Source organism: Paenibacillus sp. IHB B 3415 (assembly GCF_000802655.2).
In the GTDB taxonomy this organism is placed as follows: Bacteria; Bacillota; Bacilli; order Paenibacillales; family Paenibacillaceae; genus Paenibacillus_AQ; species Paenibacillus_AQ phytohabitans.
In genome coordinates, this window is sequence record NZ_JUEI01000028.1 from 1 (window position 1) to 17,767 (window position 17,767).

Consider the following 17,767-nt stretch of genomic DNA (forward strand, 5'->3'; position numbering starts at 1 on the left):
CTCGCTGGGGACGGCCCGCTGCACGGCGGTGCGGAACTCCGCCGCCGTGCAGAGCGAATTCGTGACGAGCAGCCACAGCTTGCCGGACTGGTCGTAGACCAGCCCGGAGCGCAGGCGCCGCTCGCCCTCAAAGGGAAGATGCTCTGCGGCCGCCGCAGCTGCCCACAGCTCTTCATGCTGCAGGTTCATGCTGATCCCGCCCTGCGCCCAGTAATTGCCGCGGTCACTCACCGCCAGGTCGCCGCCGGAGGCAACGACCTGTACGCTGAACGCTCCCGCGGCTCCATCCCACACCAGAGTTCCACGCTCGTACTTCGCGTTGAACCAGCCGGAGCCGTAGCCCTGCGGTGCGCCGTTCACCGGCACGTCGTTCATGATGGCGATGGACAGCAGGTCATCGCCATAGAAGAAGCCGCCATTGATCCCGTAGGCGGCAATCTGTCGCAGCGGCTGCCCTGCGCGCCGCAGCACAACATCCTCCGGGTTCAGCGACATCATATGCAGCTGAATCTCGCCTGAACTCTCGGCATAGATGTAACTATGAGGGAGGCCGTCAAAGACCTCATGCTCATCATCATCCGTCAGCCTAAGCGCAGCCAGGATGACCGCAAACAACACCAGTAGGACAACTGTGGTAACCACAATCCACCACCTGCGATGCCCCCGCAAACTCTGCAGCCATCCCCCAAACTCAAATCGCGCCGACACAAGCATCCCCCCGCAAACTCCGCAGCATGGCATTAGTCTTCATAGTCTCTATGATTCAGTCCACACAGCCTAAGCTCTCCGCAAACCCCGCAGCATGGCATTAGCCTTCATAGTCTCCATGATTCAGTCCGCACAGCCTAAGCTCTCCGCAAACTCCGCAGCCATTTCTCTAGTTCAGTGCGCCCCAACATAAGCGGCAAGCAGCTTAGCAGTATTCAGCACGGCCTGCTTGTGAGTGCGCTCCATGGAGTGGGAGGCATGCACGCCCGGACCGATCAGCGCGGCCCGGATGTTGTTCCCGCCACGCAGCGCCGCTGAAGCATCGGAGCCATACTGCGGATAGATATCTACCGCAAAAGGAATCGCCAGCCCGTTAGCGAGCTCAATCAGCTTGCTGGTCATGGCATAGTCATAAGGTCCGGAGGAGTCTTTGGCACAGATGGAGACATCGGTCTCCTTGCAGCTCAGATCATCACCCATAGCGCCCATATCCACAGCGATCATCTCGTTAATCCCGCCCGGAATCCAGGCTGCGCCGTGTCCGACCTCTTCGTAATTGGAGATCAATAGGGACAGGTTATGGAGCGGCTTCCAGCCTTCGCGCCGGATGCACTCCAGGAGGCCGAAGATGGCCGCTACGCTGGCTTTGTCGTCGAGATGACGGGACTTAACATAACCGCTCGGCGTCAATACCGCACGGGCGTCAAAAGAAATAAAATCACCAACAGCAATGCCCAGCTTCAGCACATCATCTTTGGTCGAGACCATTTCATCAATACGGATTTCCATGTTCTCTTCCGCACGTTTGAAATCGCGCGCATCCGCATACACATGCACGGAAGGGTGGCTGGTCAGAATGGTGCCGGTATAGGTCAGCCCGCTGCGTGTATGGATCATGCAATATTCGTTCTCGATACTGTTCATGGTGAACCCGCCGACAGAGGTCAGGCGCAGGGTACCGTTTGGTTTAATGGAGCGGACCATGGCGCCCAGCGTATCTACATGGGCACTGATGCCGATGGTACGCGAAGGATCAAGTCCGGGAACAGTCAGGATCGCGCCGCCCTTCTCATTCCAGCTCAGCGGAATATTCAGTGCAGCCGCTTCTTCGGCCACAAGAGTCATCACCTGGGCGGTGAAGCCGCTGGGACTGGGGGTGTCGAGCAGTTTTTTGAGCAGGGTAAGGATATATTCTTCATTAGGCTGAATGTTAAGCAAGGGGTGTTCCTCCTATTCGGTGTATGGTTATACCTGGGCTGATCCTTCTGAAGAGAGGACATCATTAGGGACAGTCAGAGAATCCATGGCATTGCCTGCATCACGGAGCTTGGTCAGCTCTGCGTTCAAGCTTTTAATCTGCTTCTGCAGCTTATATTGGCGGAAAATCCCGTAGGAACCTACAACAACGCCGCCGATCAGCGCGCAGCCAAGAATGACAAGAATAAGCGGGATGCTGACAACGTCGAAGCCGAAATTAACCGGTACCGTATCCACGTTCATGACTGCGAAAACAGCGGTCAGCAGTGCAAAGAATAAACCTAATATAAGTGACCATTGAAATTTCATAGTAGTTCCTCCTCGGGTCTGGATGACAATACAAATCCCCTGCCCGCAGAGGGCAAGGGATTACTGTAATACTAAGCTTTCTGCCTTACTTGGTCAACTGTTCCATCTGTTCAATCACACTTTCAAAGACGCTCATTGCTTCGCGGATCGGTTCAGGTGAAGACATATCGACGCCGGCTTTGGTCAGGATATTAATGGAATAATCACTGCCGCCGCTCTTCAGGAAGCCCAGGTAACGCTCTACCGCCGGTTTGCCTTCCTCCAGAATCTGTTTGGCGAAGCTGGTCGCCGCCGAGAATCCGGTAGCATATTTGTAGACGTAGAAGCTGTTATAGAAATGCGGAATCCGCGCCCATTCCATCTCGATATCCTTATCCACGACCATATCCTTACCGTAATACTTCACATTCAGGTCGTAATAGATAGCAGAGAGGTCCTGAGGAGTAAGCGATTCGCCTTCTTCAGCACGCTGGTGAATAATCTTCTCGAATTCGGCGAACATCGTTTGGCGGAACACGGTAGTGCGGAACTGGTCGGCATAATAGGTGAGCAGGTACATTTTTTCCTTCGGATCGGTCGACTTGTTCAGCAGATAATCCATCAGCAGGGCTTCATTGGTGGTCGAAGCTACCTCTGCCAGGAAAATGGTGTACTGGGCATCCCGGTATTTCAGCGTCGTGTCTGAATAGTAGGAATGCAGGGCGTGGCCCATTTCATGCGCCAGTGTGAACATGCTGTTGAGGTTGTCATTATGATTCAGCAGCACGTAAGGGTGGGTGCCGTAAGCTCCCCAGCTGTATGCGCCCGTGCGTTTGTTCTCATTCTCATAAACGTCAATCCAGCTTTTGTCGTAGCCTTCCTGCAACACGCTTAGGTAATCCTCGCCGAGCGGCTTAAGGCCTTCCTTAGTGATCTTCTTGGCTTCCTCAAAAGTAATATTCAGCTTGTATTCGTCCACGAGCGGAGCGAACAAATCGTACATATGTAACTCATCTACTCCAAGCAGCTTCTGGCGCAGCTTCATATAACGGTGCATCAGCGGCAGGCTTTCATGGATGGTGTCGATCAGATTAGTGTAGACTTCCTTCGGAATATTGTCACCGTAGAGGGACATTTCCAGCACAGAAGGGTATTTGCGCACACGCGAGTAGAATACATTCTTGTTCACATTTGCGCTCAGCGTAGCGGCGATGGTGTTCTTTTGCTTGCCGTAGGTCTCATAGACCGCTTTGAAGGCATTCTTGCGCACTTCACGGTCCGGGCTTTCCAGGAACTGAATGTAGCTTCCGTGGGTGAGCTCAACTTCCTCGCCATCTTCATTCTTGACCTTCGGGAATTTCAGATCCGCATTGTTCAGCATGCCGAACACAGTCTGCGGAGCCTGGGCAAGAGTGCCCACCTGAGCGAGCAATGCTTCTTCCGCTTTGGAGAGGACATGCGCTTTCTCACGCTTCATTTCCGTTAAGGTGAAGGTATAGTCAGAGAGAGAAGGATCGGCAATGAACTGGTCCAGGGTTTCGTTTGGCAGGGCCAGAATTTCCGGTGTGACAAAAGAAAGAGCTTCCCCGGCTTCAACGCCCAGCTTCTTGGCCTTTGAGGAGAGTGCCTGATACTTAGGAGCCGCCGTATCTTCATCCTGGCGCATGTGCGCATAGACATAGAGGCGTTCGGTCAGCAGAGACAGCTTATCGTCCAGTTCGAAGCATTTCTTGAGGGCTTGAGGAGAATCAAGCTTGCCCTGGAAGTCAGAGGCGCTTGTGATTAGCTCCTTCACTTCCTTGTATTCGGCATCCCATTGTTCCTCTGAAGCAAACATATCTTCAAGCTTCCAGCGGTTCTCGGCGGGCACTTCACTTCTCTTGGGTAATTGTTCCATAGAAATAATCCTCCTCGGTTGATGGGATGCAGCAGACATAGTCTCGGCTTGCGGCACTGCTGCGGACACATTCCCCGGCAGCAGGCCGAGAACAAGCAGCAGCGGGAGGGATTTGGAAGTAAACGACATGACAGCAGCCTCCTGAATCTTAAAGTAGGCTTAGTATGTCCTGCCAAATCCTGATTATTAATTCTTAAAGTTACATGCGGTGAAATTATGCGAGCATGCTGTAAATAATGAAGACAAAAGCGAGTGCAATCATGATGACTGCAGTTAAGGCCATGCCGCGTTTCAAACGCGGCGGCATCTTGTCCTTGCTCATAATGAGCACGGCACCGAGACACAGAACGACAATTACATAGATTACAAGGCTCTCATTGTTCATTCCCGCTTATACCTGTTTGAAGGCAGCAATGATATTCTTGTACTCTTCTTCATTGTCTTTGTAGGACTCTTTGTTGAAGCGGTTGTTGACCCACTGCATCATGGCCGGACGGCTCATGAAGGTATGTGTTTCTTCTCCCCATTGATCGGAAATTTCACGGAGGATAATATAACGTCCCTGAACTTCCACTGTCATCATATTCCATTTGTCTGTTTTGTATATTTCATGTTTTTTGATCATTATCATTACCACCCTGGCGATTTTTGGCTTTTGGCTCAATGATAACGCACCGGAGAAGGGAAAAGCAAATTAAATCACGAATACAGGGAAAAGATGGATTGCTTTACAAGTATAGATGGAGTATAATGTAAGCATACGCCATATATGGCGGTATTTTTAGGAGGTTGTTCATTTGAAAGGTACAGTAAAATGGTTTAACGCAGAAAAGGGTTATGGTTTCCTTCAAGTAGAAGGCGGCGAAGATGTATTCGTTCACTTCTCAGCTATTCAAGGCGACGGTTTCAAGACTTTGGATGAAGGCCAAGCGGTTGAATTCGATGTTACTGACGGTAACCGTGGTCCACAAGCAGCGAACGTAGTTAAATTATAAGATACGGTTAGGCAGAGCTTCTGCCAGCCGCAATATATATATTTGATGCAACACGCATTTGCATGAGTAGCAACAAGCAACTTAAGCAGCACACAGTTCTCCCGGGAACTGTGTTTTTTTATTTCTTCTATAGAATGATGAATCTAAACAGTCATGCCGCTCCCGGCTCCGGGATGGCATGGCTGTTTGGATAATTCCTACAATACAATACTCAGAGCGGTGTCCTGGCTTTTCTCCGGAACGGCCGGTCGGGGCCTCCCCCCACATCCATCAAATGCTTGGACAGGAAGCCGATAAAAGCAAGGATCGAGAATCCGGTAGCCACCATATAAAATACAATCCGTCCGGCATCCTGATAGATCAGGCCGCCGAAGGTACCGCTGAGCAGACCGGCACCGCTGGACCATACAACCGTGAACAGTGCCATTCCCGTTGCCCGGAGATGATCCGGGATAATCCGCGTGATATAACGGACGGCGGTTACATAATAGATGCCGAAGGAGACGCTGTGCATAGCCTGAATGGCAACTACAGCTCCCGGCTCCTGAGCCAGTGACATGAACAGGAACCGCAAGGCAAACATCAGGCTTGCGAAAGCAAGCAGCGGCAGTTCCTTGAACTTGTCGCCATATTTGCTCAGCAGGAAGAAGATCGGGATCTCACTAAGAGCAGAAGCCAGCAATGCCCAGCCGACAATCTCATCCCCGGCATTCATTCCCTTGAGGCTGATGGTCAGAAAGGCTTCATTCATGCGGTAACCGATAGCGAGCAGGAAGACACAGCTGAAGAACCACAGCACTTCTTTTTGAAATAGAATTTCTTTGAGTCCGCCGCCTTTAAGCGGTTTGCCTGAAGCTTCCCCGCTTACGGGTGCGGGAACTGGCTCGCTGCGTTTCACATCCTTCAGTCCGAAGGTAATAAGCAGTGCGGTCACGACAATCACGATACAAATGCCAACACTATATTCAGGACCAAGTGCTCTCAGCACATAACCGATCGTTAGGGCGAAGAACGAATACCCGAGCGAGCCGAATACACGGATTGCAATGAAGTTCCGGCCGTGACGCTGGGCAATTTTGATGGCCATGGTGTCCGCAAGCGGAAATACAGGGTAATAGAAGAAATAGAAAACGGACAAAATAAACATAACACTCGAGAAATCTGCGGCTCTGGCCAGAATGATAGCGGTTACCAGCTGGCCTCCGAGCAGGAGGGCCATGATCTTCCGGACAGTGCCCAGACGGTCACTCATCATGCTCCAGAACAGATTGGAGAGGATGGAGATCAGCGGGCCGACAGAGTAGAGCAGACCCATCTGCGGGCTGCTGAAGCCCAAATGTGAATAGAATAAAGGGAAATAGGATACAACCAGCACACTGGTGCCGTATAGGGTGAACATAAAAGATCGCAGCCAGTTTTGATCGCTATACTGGCCGCCGCTCCGTCCTGCATACATGAACCTGCACTCCTCCGGATATGAAATAAGCCTAATCTCATACATTTAATGTCGAACGGGTAATAGTATAGCATAAAGCTGGTGAGGCAGGGGTTACGTGGAAAAACGTTTTTCTGAATCTTTCAAGGTTTTGCGAAAGTGATTTTGTTGTTTGTACAAATACGCTCTGCATATTATAATAATGATGATTTGGATAAGGAGACAACAATGTGGAGGCACTGTCATTGAATGAATTTGAGCAAGGCCGTTACCTTAGTCCGCGCGGTCCCATTGGACTGATGAACAGGGTCTACAAGTACGTGCTGCCGGAAGTGCGGGCATGCCTCGATTTCTGGCGCCAGGATGCAGAAGGGATTCCCGATCCCGAGCTCCGCAAGCAAGCGCTTGCCAGCATTGAAACGAAGCAGTTTCATTGCGAAGGCGGCGGTATTTATGCCGCCGGCAATTTGTCGATGAGACATATACTGATTCCGCTAATTGTTGCTTATCAGACGATCAGTGATTATTTGGACAACCTATGTGATCGCAGTACTTCGCTTGACCCTGCCGATTTCCGGCTGCTGCATCAATCCATGCTTGATGCTATTAACCCAGAGGCAGAGCCGGTGAATTACTACGCGCTGCGCAATGAACAGAATGACGGCGGATATTTGTACAGGCTGGTCCGCAAATGCCAGGAGATGACCTCTCAGCTTCCCGGATATGCCGCCGCCGCCGCTGAGATTCATGATCTGGCCGTATTGTACACCGATCTTCAGGTCTATAAGCACATTCGTCCGGAGCTCAGGGAAGCTGCCCTGAAGGAATGGTGGGAGAGAGAGGGCCATCGTGCACCTCATCTCGGGTGGAATGAGTTTGCAGCCGCAACCGGTTCAACCCTTGGTGTCTTTATGCTTTTTTTGGCCTCATGTGATCCCAAGCTGAGCCTAAACGCATCGGCTTCGATTCGTGCTGCTTACTTTCCGCATGTGTGCGGACTGCACATTATGCTGGATTATCTGATAGACCAGGACGAAGACCGGGCAGGCGGTGACCTCAATTTCTGCAATTATTATGACGACACTGATACCATGCTGAATCGGATCGCTTCCATCGTGGAGTGGGCCCGCAAGGATGTCCGGACTCTTCCCGAGACCTCAATGCATCGTATGGTCATCGAGGGGCTCTTGGCACTTTATTTATCCGATCCGAAAGTCAGCGAACAGCGGGAGGTTCGCTCTGTATCCAAACGGCTGATGAGAAAAAGCCCGCTGACCCGGCTATTCTTTTTCGTTAACAGCCGCTGGATACGCAAACACATGTATTAGTCGCACTAGATGCTGCCGGGGCTCTTTCTGACACGGAGGACATCCGGCGCAATTTTAAGGAGGAACAAACAGAATGGCAAACGTAAAAAAAATCGCAGTACTAACCAGTGGAGGAGATTCACAGGGCATGAACGCCGCTGTACGTGCGGTTGTCCGCAGCGCGATCTACTTCGGAATTGAAGTGTTCGGCATTCAGCGCGGATATCAGGGACTGCTCAACCGTGATATTTTCCCGATGGATCTGCGCAGTGTAGGTGACATTATTCAACGCGGAGGTACCATTCTGCAATCTGCGCGCTGTCTGGAGTTCCTGAAGCCGGAAGGCCAGCAGAGAGGTGCTGACATTCTTAATGAAATGGGCATCGACGGCCTGGTAGTCATTGGCGGCGACGGTTCTTACAAAGGAGCCAACAAACTCAGCAAGCTGGGGATTAACACCATGGCTTTGCCGGGAACAATTGATAATGATATTTCATTCACAGATTACACCATTGGCTTCGATACAGCCGTTGGCGTTGTAGTGGATGCGATCAATAAGCTGCGTGACACTATGTCTTCCCATGAACGTTCTTCGATCGTGGAAGTTATGGGACGCCACTGCGGAGACATCGCGCTGCATGCGGGTCTTGCCTCCGGTGCGGAAACGATTCTTGTACCTGAAATGCCGTATGACCTGAATGAAGTAGCGGACCGGATGAAGGACAATTTTGCCCGCGGCAAACGCCACAGTATTGTAATTGTTGCTGAAGGCGTAGGCAAAGGCGAAGATGTGGCACAGGCGCTCAAGGACCGCCATGCTTCTTTGGATGCCCGTGTAACGGTTCTAGGACATATCCAGCGCGGTGGAACACCTACTCCGGGTGACCGCAACCTGGCCAGCCGTCTGGGTGATTTCGCGGTCCGCAAGCTGATTGAGGGCGAATCGGACAAAGCATGCGGAATTATCAAGGGTGAACTGACTCTTACTGATATCGATAAAGTAGTGAACACTAAGAAAGACTTCGACACGGATCTGTATGAATTGGCTTCCCGTTTGTCCCAATAGGAACAGGGAACTATTAATTAATATGTTTAAACCCGCCTGGAGACAGGCGGGTTTGTTGCGTCTTAGGGACCCAGGACTTTCACCATTTCTGAATTCCTGCACTAAATACAACAATCCCCGCAATAAATCGACTATATCAATGAATTGTTGTATAAAATGCAGCTTTTCTCTTCCTCCAAACAGATTATCGAAACAATTCTTGTATTTCATACAACAATCCTTCCTAAATCCCAGAAATGTATGGACCCAAGTTGTAAAACCTGCAACATTTCACCTATTCAGAATGGCCTTAAGAAAATTACTTTGCTGCTGCGCGGGAGTTCTAAGTATCAACGTGCTGGACTTCTGGGCTAAAAAAGAACATCCCTCCGCCAACTGGCAGCAAGGGATGTTCTTCGTCTGAGCTAACTAAACGCTGTTAAACGGCAACTATTCCAGGCAGGCAGTCACTGGTAACCCTTTCTGTTAGGTTCAAGCCTTCTCAAGAGCGAATCTTCGTTGCACCCGAATGAGCCGCGACAGCAGCAGAATAGCTCCTATAGCCAGACCAGTGATCAGCCCGATCCAGTAGCCGTAAGCGCCCAAATCAGTATAAGTCGCGAGCAGGTATCCGACTGGAAGACCAATCACCCAGTAAGCAATGAAACAAATGATGAAGGCAGGGTTGACATCCTTATACCCCCGCAGAACACCTTGAATTGGAGTTGCGATGGCATCGGAAATTTGGAAAAAGATTGCATAGATCAGGAAATGCTGAATTAGCGATATCACTTCAGGTTCATCCGAATACAGCCCGGCGACATGGCTGCCGGCAAACAGCAGCACCAGCGCGGTAAGCAGGGAGAGGACCGCTGCCGTACCAATGCCCATGATTCCGTACTGGCGGGCATCCTTAAGCCGGCCGGAGCCACTCTCGAAGCCGACAAGTATCGTCAGACTCATACAGATGCTCAGCGGAATCATATACAGGGTAGACGCGAAGTTGATCGCTGCCTGGTGGGCTGCAATAGTAACTGTATCAAAACGGCTCATAAGCAGCGTTACGGCTGAGAAAACCGCAGTTTCAAAAAAAATTGAGAAGCCGATAGGTACACCGATCTTCAGCAGTTCCTTAAAGCTGCTCAGCGACATGGCATGGAATTTGCGGAAAAGCTGCAGGCCTCTAAAAGGCTCGGCTCGATAGATAAAAACCAGAGCAATCAGGAAGATTACCCAGTATGTAATGGCTGAGGCTACACCGGCGCCTACTCCGCCAAGGCGGGGGAAGCCGAAGTTACCGAAGATCAGCAGGTAATTGAGTCCCACGTTAACCGGAAGAGCAATCAGTGTGATGAACATCGAGACGCGGGTCTGACCCAGTGCATCAATGCAGCTGCGGACTACGGTATAACCGAACAACGGAATGATGCCAAAAGAAATCGCCCGCAGGAACCGGAAGGCGATATCGCGTACCTCTGGCTCCAGGTTCATGAAATTGAGTACCGGCGATAAGGCCAATCCGCCAAGAATGAGCACCAGCACCGATACGAGCAAGGAGAGCCACATGCCTTGCATGACCTGATGGGCAACATCTTTATTGCGGCGGCTGCCGATCAGATGGGAGACAATCGGTGTAATTCCCATTAGAATCCCGCTGAGCCCGGTCTGAATCGGAATCCACAAGCTTGTGCCGATAGCAACACCGGCGAGATCGTTCGTGCCGAATTTACCGGACATGTTCGTATCGAAGAAAGTAATGGCTGACAAGGCGATCTGTGTAATAAGGATCGGAAGCAGGATATGCAGAAACTGTCCGGCTTTTTGTTTAATGGAAGATGTCTGTTTCATAATGGTGAGTGCCCCGTTATCTTAATAGTAGTTGTAGGATGTACATGCTTAATTCTCAGTAAAAAACCCGGCAGTTGCCGGGTTCCGGTTCTTCTTATGGTGATTGGATACATCAGATAATTGCTGTAAGCTTATTGTTCGTAATCCACTTCCGAGGTATAACGGTTATTGGCGTTCCAGAGCAGGAATTCATCCACCTTCTCGTCCTTCAAGGCGCGGATCTGGTCTTCAACCTGCTTCTTGCCGTATTTGACATAATGGCCGCTGCCGAGCCAGCTGGCGGTGAAATCCTGAATCCATGGACGAATTACCGGCTTGTAGCTGCCGAGCGGATCAAGCTTCTTGTGCGTATCGACCATAGAGCCTTTGATTGTAGCATAAGGGTCCTTATCCGGATCTTTGACATCAAACCAGCCGGTAGAGTAATGGCTTGGATAGACCATCGGACTGATGACATCCACATTCTTCGATATTTTGACGAAATCCTGACCAATGCCCTCTGCTGCAGGAACTGAGGCTGCATAGCCGAAGATATCAACAGATATACGTACGCCGAGTGGCGCGAGCTCTGCTTTGGCATATTTGACAAAGTCGGCAATGATTTCTACACGCGGTCTGTCACTCTTGGTGTATTTCAGTGTATCTGCACGTTTCTCGAAGCCTTCAGGGAAGCGTACATAGTCAAATTGAATTTCCTTGAATCCAAGCTTCGCGGCTTCTTTGGCAATATCTACATTGTATTTCCACACCGCTTCATTATAAGGATTCACAAAGCTGTCTCCGCCTTTGTTAGCCCAGACTGAGCCGTCGGTATTTACAAAGGATAATTCCTTGTTCTTCTTGGCCAATACAGAGTCCTTGAAAACAACAATCCGGGCAATCGGATATACGTCATGCTCCTTCAGACGTGTCATCAGCTTGTTGATATCTCCAATGAACGGCTGGGGATGTCCCATTTGCTGGAGCTCCGTGTTATCCGTTTTGTATGTGATGTATCCGGCGTCATCCTTGATATCGATGACCATGGAATTCAGTTCCGTCTTGTCGAGCAGGGCGAGCAGGGTTTCCATGCGTTCACCCCCGGCGCTGTAGGCTGTTACATAAATCCCCTTAACCTTAGGTGCATCCGGCTGCGGATCGGTATAAAGTGCTGCGTCTGGTGTTGCACTTGGTGAAGGTTCCGGTGCTGCCGTGCCTCCAGCTCCACCCGGTGTAATCGCTGTTGCCTCTGGATTCGTAGTGTGTTCTGCGACGATGGGGGGATTCATGGCGCTCTGCAGTGCTGCTGCCACATCAGCGTCGTGGCCGTTATTCGGCACACCAACGCCTCCCAGGGCCATCATCAGTAATGCCCAGGTGATGTTCATTCGTTATTCGCTCCCTTTATGTACATTCCCTTAAAGTATAAAGTAACGGATGCACTCAAAAAGAACAGACTTGTAACAATACCCGTAATTTTTGGTGTCATAAAAAACCGCTCTTGTTGTTTATAAACGGGATGTACAGATTTTGAACCGCTGAATTAAAAAGTAAATGCCGCTCGGATCCGGCACGATGGCCGAATCTGAAGCGGCAACTATAAAAACTTGCTCTTAGGGCAGCTTGCTCAATGAAGATACGCAGAATTCTGATGCTCGCAAATGCTGTAATGGATGATATCCATGGCATCTGCCGGTTCCAGAATACTCAGACCGTCACGCAGAACGATTACAGAATTGAGTTCGTCCTGCTTCAGAAACGGTATCATATCGGGATACCACCTCATGACGATTGCTGACAGTTTTACCGTTTCCATTTCCACAAAAATCACCCTTTCCTTTTTCGAATCGAACTGAATTTGAATTCAGGGTCCACCCGGAAAAACGAAGTGCCTGGAAAAAAGAGGGGTAAATCACAATCTTCATGAAATTAGGGTCCTGCGTGGTACTAATATATCACAATTTTAAAATATGCGCATTTTTTTCGGAGCCTATCTTTTGCGGAAAGACCCCATAACCCCGACTGTTTCAACGATGTTCACAAAAGCCTGCGGGTCGCTTGTTTTGATGATCCGTTTGAGCTCAGCGAGTTCGTAACGTGTGGTCACTGTCATTAGCATGTCCCGTTCCACATGAGAATAAGCGCCTTCCGTCTTAATCTTTGTAACACCGCGCTGAAGCCCCAGCAATTGCTGCAGAAGCTCATCCGTCCGGGTTGTTACTATATAGACGGTGACTTTGATGTGGCTGACATGAATCAGATCGACGACCTTACCGCTCACATAAATGGAGACCATGGAAGCAAGGGCCAGGTTCCAGTTGTTATCGAAATAAGCTGCGGCCAGAATAACGAGCCCGTTAAGGCCGACCAGGACATTGCCAATCGGGAAATCGCGGTAACGTGTAATAATCGAGCCCAGAATATCGAAACCGCCGGACGAGCCGCCCACACGGAAAGACACTCCGGCCCCGACACCTACAAGCACCCCTCCGAAGACGGAAGCCAGCAGCATATCCGAGGATACCTGATGCACCGGTACCAGGGTCATCAGCCAGGTTGTGGCTCCGACAGAGAGGATACTGAGGATAATGAACCTCCGTCCGAGCTGGAACCAGCCGGCGGCAAGCAGCGGCACATTGAAGAGTAAATACAGCAGGCTGATATTAAATGGAGTGAAGTAACCGACCAGCATGGCAAGGCCCGATACTCCTCCACTGAGCAGTCTGTGCGGGATCAGGAACAGATTAAAGCCGCAGGCAATCATCGCAGAACCGAAGATTACGGCCAGATAACTCCCGAATAGTCTGAGTTTCAACAAACAAATTCACCTCTATGTTTAATGTAAGTAATGAAAGAAAGGAATGTACTGGTATTCCTGATCCGGTTTGTGATATAATGTATAGGATATTCTTGAGTAGGACGTTACAATGGTATTTTTGCATTGCTTAGAATGCGAAGTTACAGTTGTCAGGTATATGTAGTGGCCTGATCATAGGACATTTTTTTTGTCCCAATACGCGCTAAACCATGCAGGAAATACGGCATGATTGGACAGCCTATAAATGTGTTTACCGCTACTTAAGAATACAGACAAGCATGTGGAATGTCCACTGTATAGAAGGAGCATGAATAATTTGAAAACATTCGCAGAATTCGGCTTGGAGCCAAAAGTGCTACAAGCAATCACTGAACTAGGATTTGAGGAAGCAACACCCATTCAGGAGCAAGCTATTCCGCTTGCAATGGCCGGATCGGATCTGATCGGCCAGGCACAGACGGGTACAGGTAAGACCGCTGCTTTCGGGATTCCCCTCATTTCCAAGATCGTCCGGGAAGAAGAGAAGATCGTTGCACTGATTATGACGCCTACACGCGAGCTTGCTATCCAAGTAGCGGAAGAAATCGGCAAATTGACCCGCTTCAAGGGACTTCGTTCACTGGCTATCTACGGCGGGCAGGATATCGGCCGTCAAATCCGCGGACTCAAGAAGAAACCACAGATCATTATTGGTACACCGGGACGTCTCCTGGATCATATCAACCGCAAAACCATCCGTCTTGATGATGTACAGACCATTGTACTTGATGAAGCTGATGAAATGTTGGATATGGGATTCATGGAGGATATCCAGACGATCCTCAAGCTCGTACCGGAAGAACGTCAGACGATGCTCTTCTCGGCTACTATGCCTCCTAACATTCAACGTCTTGCCCAGCAGTTCCTGAAGAATCCACAGCATGTATCCGTAATTCCTAAGCAAATCAGCGCACCGCTAATCGATCAGGCTTATATTGAAGTTCCTGAACGCCAGAAGTTCGAAGCGCTCAGCCGTTTGATCGATATGGAGTCCCCTGATCTGGCTATCGTCTTCGGCCGTACCAAACGCCGTGTAGACGAGCTTGCTGAAGGATTGCAGAAACGCGGATATTCCGCTGATGGCCTTCATGGTGACTTGTCGCAGAACCAGCGCGATGCTGTAATGCGCAAATTCCGCGACGGCAGTATTGATGTACTGGTTGCTACAGACGTTGCAGCACGCGGTCTGGACGTTTCCGGTGTAACTCATGTAATCAACTTCGACCTTCCGCAGGATCCGGAAAGCTATGTACACCGTATCGGCCGTACCGGCCGTGCCGGTAAAGAAGGTACAGCATGGTCCTTCGTGACTCCGCGCGAAATGGATCACCTGCACCTGATTGAACGTGTTACCCGTCACCGTATTACCCGCAAACCGCTTCCTACAATGGCTGAGGCTATTGAAGGCAAACAGCGCATTACGGCTGAACGTCTGCTGGCAATGGTTGAGGACGGCGGCGAACTGAACGAATACAAAGGTATTGCCATTCAATTGCTGGAGCAATATGATTCTGTACAGCTGCTATCCGCAGCTATGAAGCTTCTTACCGGCGATAACAAGGATGCGCAAATCGAGCTGACTCCTGAAGATCCGATCCGCGCAAAACGCCGCGGAGGCAAGAACGATATCCGCAGCGGACGCAAGCCTAACGGCGGCGGCTATGGCGGCAACCGTACGGGCTCCGGAACTGGAAGCAGCAGCGGCGGCTATCGCGGCAACCGTGATAATGCCAGCGGCGGCGGAAGCACGCGTGGCGGCTACAGCAGCGGCTATGGCAGCAACAGCGGCAGCAGCTACGGCGGCGGCTACAAAGGCACCCGTGATGCGGGAGCAGGACGCGATGGCGGTGCAAGCCGCAGCGCAGACCGTAAACCGTCGGCACGCCCAAGCAGCACAAGCACCCGTCCGGCTAAACAGGATTACGAAGTTTAAGCATTACGTATGACATAAGAAGAAGACGAGCGACCGCGAGCGGTTCTCGTCTTCTTTTTTTGCAGAGATAAGAATGATATGCTTCGAGTAATACCTTATTCCTTATCATGCACATTTAGATGAAAGTGCGGGTAATAATGACGAGCAGAATGAACAGGACGAGAATGGTACCGGTGGAAGTCCAAGGATTGCAGCAACCGGGTGCGGACATGGGGTTAACCTCCTTTAAACAGTGGTTGTTGTGGTTACGATTCTAATATATGGACGGATCACAGAGCTTGCGTAGACACTTACCTATAACTTGTAAACTTGGGCGCTGGAAAAGTCCGGGTCAAATAGGGTATAGTTAAGATACGCAGTATGCGCTAGATAGACAGGAGGAAGGGAATTGGAGTTTAAGGGAGCAATGGGCGGTTTATACCGCATCACAGAATGGATATCACGTATTGCCTTCAGTAATATTTTGTGGGCACTGTGTTCGATTCCATTTCTGTTCGCAGGAGTTATGAAGATGATTATGCTGGGTTCGGAAGCAGGCGGACCGAATGAGCAGATCACGCTCAACTGGGTACTTGGCGTACTCGCGCCATTCACTGTATTTCCCGCTACGGCGGCGTTATTCACAGTGGTACGCAAATGGGTGATGGGCAACACAGATGTAAGCACATTCCGCACTTTTTTTCAGGGGTACAAAGAGAATTATTTCAAAAGCATGCTTGGAGGCATTATCTACACCCTGCTGTTCGTGATTATGTACGTTGATGTTACCGTATACATGACACAAATGGCCAATCTCAAAATCGTCGGTATTCTGATGCTCGTGCTGATGATTATTTTGTTCGTTTCCATGTTCAATTTCTTCTCGATAGTGGTTCATTACCAGATGACCTTCAAGGAAGTGGTGACCAACTCCATTCTGTTGACCATCGCCCGGCCGATCCGTGTATTCTCTACACTAATTGGTTCAGCGGTTCTTCTCTATATAGGTCTGCGGTATCCGGTGCTCTACGCTCTTTGTATTCCTACTTTCATTGCTATGCTTGCTTTCTTTAACTTCTATGCAACGTACAATAAGCTGCAGCTGCAGGTGGAGAAGAAGAAGCTGGCTGAAGAGCAGGCGGCGCTGGAAGCAGCCGAGAATGATGGCATGCCTTCGGACGAGGATGAAGAGGAAGCGGAAGAAGGGGTTAACCTCAAGAAGAGTTAACATTCCGTTAACCGAAAGATCAATAATTTTGACGGAAATTTATTCCAGTGTTAATTAAAGCGCATACAGGTTTACTTTTTCGTTAAAACGCAATATAATATTAATAAATCCTGCGATGTACGTTATGGTTGCTCGTTGTTTTGAACCAATGATAATGTCTTGGGAGATCTACATGAAGCGCGGCTGAACAGCCCTGTCTATACGACTTGGGGAATTCAAAAACGACTTCTGCGGTCACCCACCTGCTATAGCAGGTTCAGAAGACACTGCAGCCGGACGGCATAGGCGGGTTTTCTACTGTTTTTGACAAGGCACCCTGTTACCTGCTCACCTGCAGGAGTAGGGTGCCTTTTATGGTGTGTGTTTCGGGGGTATTTTGTTAGCAGTACTTGTAAGTGCATTGCTGTTCCCGCCAGCTAATGGAAGCGGGATGTTAGGAATGCCCTGCCTGGCTGGGCTATTTACCCGGACAAAGTGCGCTATGCTCTTTTGTTCCGGGGATAAGAGTGTTACACTTAGAGTAATGAACTTGGGATTTGAAGAGGGGGAAGAATTTTGTCGTTGAAAAGAACCTTGGTCGGTTTATTTCGCAGTCATGACGGAACAAGCGACCGTGCAAAAGATCCGACACTCAAAACACGTTATTACACTCTTTCAAGAGACAAGGCGTGGGATGAAGTATCCGCAACGCTGAAGAAGATTCCTGGATTCAAAGTGCTTCACGAAGTACAGTCTGTAGGGGAGATCACCCTGGAGAAGAGAACGGCGTTCGGCCGCACATTGGATATCACCGTATCTGTGCTGAGTACCTCGCCGGTACGCTGTGCCGTAGATATGTATTCCGCATCCAGAGGATCGCTTGGCGATTTGGGTGCCAATTACCGTGTCATTCAGCGTTTGTACCAGTCACTGGATAAGAAGCTGGGCAAATATAAGGCTGATTAAGGGCAAACTGCACTTTTCTGTCCAGAGATTGTATGCGGTTTCTAAGCGCGGTACAGGCCGTGCCGG

18 protein-coding genes and 1 other RNA gene are annotated in these 17,767 nt (G+C 50.0%); 7 read left to right on the forward strand and 12 right to left on the reverse strand.

Going from position 1 to position 17,767, the window contains the following annotated elements:
- From QW71_RS15080 to QW71_RS15105, 6 genes are all read right to left on the reverse strand, one after another.
- A partial coding sequence (locus tag QW71_RS15080) for a hypothetical protein (RefSeq protein ID WP_052770043.1) occupies window positions 1-642 on the reverse strand: 642 nt, incomplete at its 3' end.
- 240 nt (window positions 643-882) lie between these two features.
- Complete coding sequence (locus QW71_RS15085) at window positions 883-1,926, reverse strand: M42 family metallopeptidase (RefSeq protein ID WP_039299677.1); 1,044 nt, start codon at window positions 1,924-1,926, stop codon at window positions 883-885.
- Between the two features lie 27 nt (window positions 1,927-1,953).
- A complete protein-coding gene (locus tag QW71_RS15090) occupies window positions 1,954-2,274 on the reverse strand; it encodes a lipopolysaccharide assembly LapA domain-containing protein (protein WP_039299679.1) in 321 nt (106 codons plus the stop codon).
- A gap of 85 nt (window positions 2,275-2,359) precedes the next feature.
- Window positions 2,360-4,150 carry an oligoendopeptidase F gene (gene pepF / locus QW71_RS15095; RefSeq protein WP_039299800.1) on the reverse strand — a complete coding sequence of 597 codons (1,791 nt, stop codon included), beginning with the start codon at window positions 4,148-4,150 and terminating at the stop codon, window positions 2,360-2,362.
- A gap of 214 nt (window positions 4,151-4,364) precedes the next feature.
- Window positions 4,365-4,535, reverse strand: coding sequence for a hypothetical protein (locus QW71_RS40945; protein WP_039299681.1), 171 nt, complete (start codon window positions 4,533-4,535; stop codon window positions 4,365-4,367).
- A 6-nt stretch (window positions 4,536-4,541) separates the two neighbouring features.
- Window positions 4,542-4,775: a hypothetical protein gene (locus QW71_RS15105; RefSeq protein ID WP_036702226.1), complete on the reverse strand. Its 234-nt coding sequence runs from the start codon at window positions 4,773-4,775 to the stop codon at window positions 4,542-4,544.
- Between the two features lie 172 nt (window positions 4,776-4,947).
- On the opposite strand from QW71_RS15105, the gene QW71_RS15110 reads away from it, so the two are divergent.
- The gene (locus QW71_RS15110; RefSeq protein WP_036725228.1) at window positions 4,948-5,145 is read left to right on the forward strand and encodes a cold shock domain-containing protein; all 198 of its coding nucleotides are present in this window, start codon (window positions 4,948-4,950) and stop codon (window positions 5,143-5,145) included.
- Window positions 5,146-5,356: 211 nt separating this feature from the next.
- Here the strand turns inward: QW71_RS15110 and QW71_RS15115 are convergent, their stop codons facing one another.
- Entirely contained in the window at window positions 5,357-6,601 is a 1,245-nt protein-coding gene (locus QW71_RS15115) for an MFS transporter (RefSeq protein ID WP_039299696.1), read from the reverse strand.
- Window positions 6,602-6,825: 224 nt separating this feature from the next.
- Here QW71_RS15115 and QW71_RS15120 point away from each other — a divergent pair, with 224 nt between their 5' ends.
- Both QW71_RS15120 and pfkA read left to right on the forward strand, forming a co-directional pair.
- A complete protein-coding gene (locus QW71_RS15120; protein WP_039299802.1) occupies window positions 6,826-7,908 on the forward strand; it encodes a tetraprenyl-beta-curcumene synthase family protein in 1,083 nt (360 codons plus the stop codon).
- 73 nt (window positions 7,909-7,981) lie between these two features.
- Window positions 7,982-8,953 (forward strand): 6-phosphofructokinase, encoded by a 972-nt coding sequence (gene pfkA / locus QW71_RS15125; RefSeq protein WP_039299701.1) that lies wholly within the window; start codon window positions 7,982-7,984, stop codon window positions 8,951-8,953.
- Between the two features lie 471 nt (window positions 8,954-9,424).
- On the opposite strand, the gene QW71_RS15130 is transcribed toward pfkA, so the two are convergent.
- The 4 genes from QW71_RS15130 to QW71_RS15145 all read right to left on the reverse strand — a co-directional run bounded on the left by QW71_RS15130 (window position 9,425) and on the right by QW71_RS15145 (window position 13,574).
- The gene (locus tag QW71_RS15130) at window positions 9,425-10,780 is read right to left on the reverse strand and encodes an MATE family efflux transporter (RefSeq protein WP_039299703.1); all 1,356 of its coding nucleotides are present in this window, start codon (window positions 10,778-10,780) and stop codon (window positions 9,425-9,427) included.
- A gap of 131 nt (window positions 10,781-10,911) precedes the next feature.
- On the reverse strand, window positions 10,912-12,147 hold the full coding sequence (locus tag QW71_RS15135; protein ID WP_039299707.1) for a putative glycoside hydrolase: 1,236 nt from the start codon (window positions 12,145-12,147) through the stop codon (window positions 10,912-10,914).
- Window positions 12,148-12,386: 239 nt separating this feature from the next.
- Window positions 12,387-12,575 carry a hypothetical protein gene (locus tag QW71_RS15140; RefSeq protein WP_171718441.1) on the reverse strand — a complete coding sequence of 63 codons (189 nt, stop codon included), beginning with the start codon at window positions 12,573-12,575 and terminating at the stop codon, window positions 12,387-12,389.
- 174 nt (window positions 12,576-12,749) lie between these two features.
- On the reverse strand, window positions 12,750-13,574 hold the full coding sequence (locus tag QW71_RS15145; protein WP_039299805.1) for a YitT family protein: 825 nt from the start codon (window positions 13,572-13,574) through the stop codon (window positions 12,750-12,752).
- Window positions 13,575-13,893: 319 nt separating this feature from the next.
- On the opposite strand from QW71_RS15145, the gene QW71_RS15150 reads away from it, so the two are divergent.
- Window positions 13,894-15,549, forward strand: coding sequence for a DEAD/DEAH box helicase (locus QW71_RS15150; RefSeq protein WP_039299710.1), 1,656 nt, complete (start codon window positions 13,894-13,896; stop codon window positions 15,547-15,549).
- Between the two features lie 115 nt (window positions 15,550-15,664).
- Here QW71_RS15150 and QW71_RS15155 read toward each other — a convergent pair whose 3' ends face one another.
- A complete protein-coding gene (locus tag QW71_RS15155) occupies window positions 15,665-15,760 on the reverse strand; it encodes a hypothetical protein (RefSeq protein ID WP_039299719.1) in 96 nt (31 codons plus the stop codon).
- 177 nt (window positions 15,761-15,937) lie between these two features.
- On the opposite strand from QW71_RS15155, the gene QW71_RS15160 reads away from it, so the two are divergent.
- From QW71_RS15160 to QW71_RS15165, 3 genes are all read left to right on the forward strand, one after another.
- A complete protein-coding gene (locus QW71_RS15160) occupies window positions 15,938-16,756 on the forward strand; it encodes a YesL family protein (RefSeq protein ID WP_039299721.1) in 819 nt (272 codons plus the stop codon).
- 104 nt (window positions 16,757-16,860) lie between these two features.
- Window positions 16,861-17,052, forward strand: a non-coding RNA gene (gene ssrS, locus QW71_RS38525) — 6S RNA.
- Between the two features lie 259 nt (window positions 17,053-17,311).
- Window positions 17,312-17,701, forward strand: a complete 390-nt coding sequence (locus tag QW71_RS15165; protein WP_039299722.1) for a DUF1499 domain-containing protein — start codon at window positions 17,312-17,314, stop codon at window positions 17,699-17,701.
- Window positions 17,702-17,767: the final 66 nt, after the last annotated feature.

Bases quoted from the DNA above. Each gene is read 5' to 3' on its own strand.
- QW71_RS15130 (WP_039299703.1), bottom strand. From the start codon at position 10,780: ATGAAACAGACATCTTCCATTAAACAAAAAGCCGGACAGTTTCTGCAT.
- QW71_RS40945 (WP_039299681.1), bottom strand. From the start codon at position 4,535: ATGAACAATGAGAGCCTTGTAATCTATGTAATTGTCGTTCTGTGTCTC.
- QW71_RS15140 (WP_171718441.1), bottom strand. From the start codon at position 12,575: ATGGAAACGGTAAAACTGTCAGCAATCGTCATGAGGTGGTATCCCGAT.
- QW71_RS15090 (WP_039299679.1), bottom strand. From the start codon at position 2,274: ATGAAATTTCAATGGTCACTTATATTAGGTTTATTCTTTGCACTGCTG.
- QW71_RS15115 (WP_039299696.1), bottom strand. From the start codon at position 6,601: ATGTATGCAGGACGGAGCGGCGGCCAGTATAGCGATCAAAACTGGCTG.
- QW71_RS15135 (WP_039299707.1), bottom strand. From the start codon at position 12,147: ATGAACATCACCTGGGCATTACTGATGATGGCCCTGGGAGGCGTTGGT.
- pepF (WP_039299800.1), bottom strand. From the start codon at position 4,150: ATGGAACAATTACCCAAGAGAAGTGAAGTGCCCGCCGAGAACCGCTGG.
- pfkA (WP_039299701.1), top strand. From the start codon at position 7,982: ATGGCAAACGTAAAAAAAATCGCAGTACTAACCAGTGGAGGAGATTCA.
- QW71_RS15155 (WP_039299719.1), bottom strand. From the start codon at position 15,760: ATGTCCGCACCCGGTTGCTGCAATCCTTGGACTTCCACCGGTACCATT.
- QW71_RS15105 (WP_036702226.1), bottom strand. From the start codon at position 4,775: ATGATCAAAAAACATGAAATATACAAAACAGACAAATGGAATATGATG.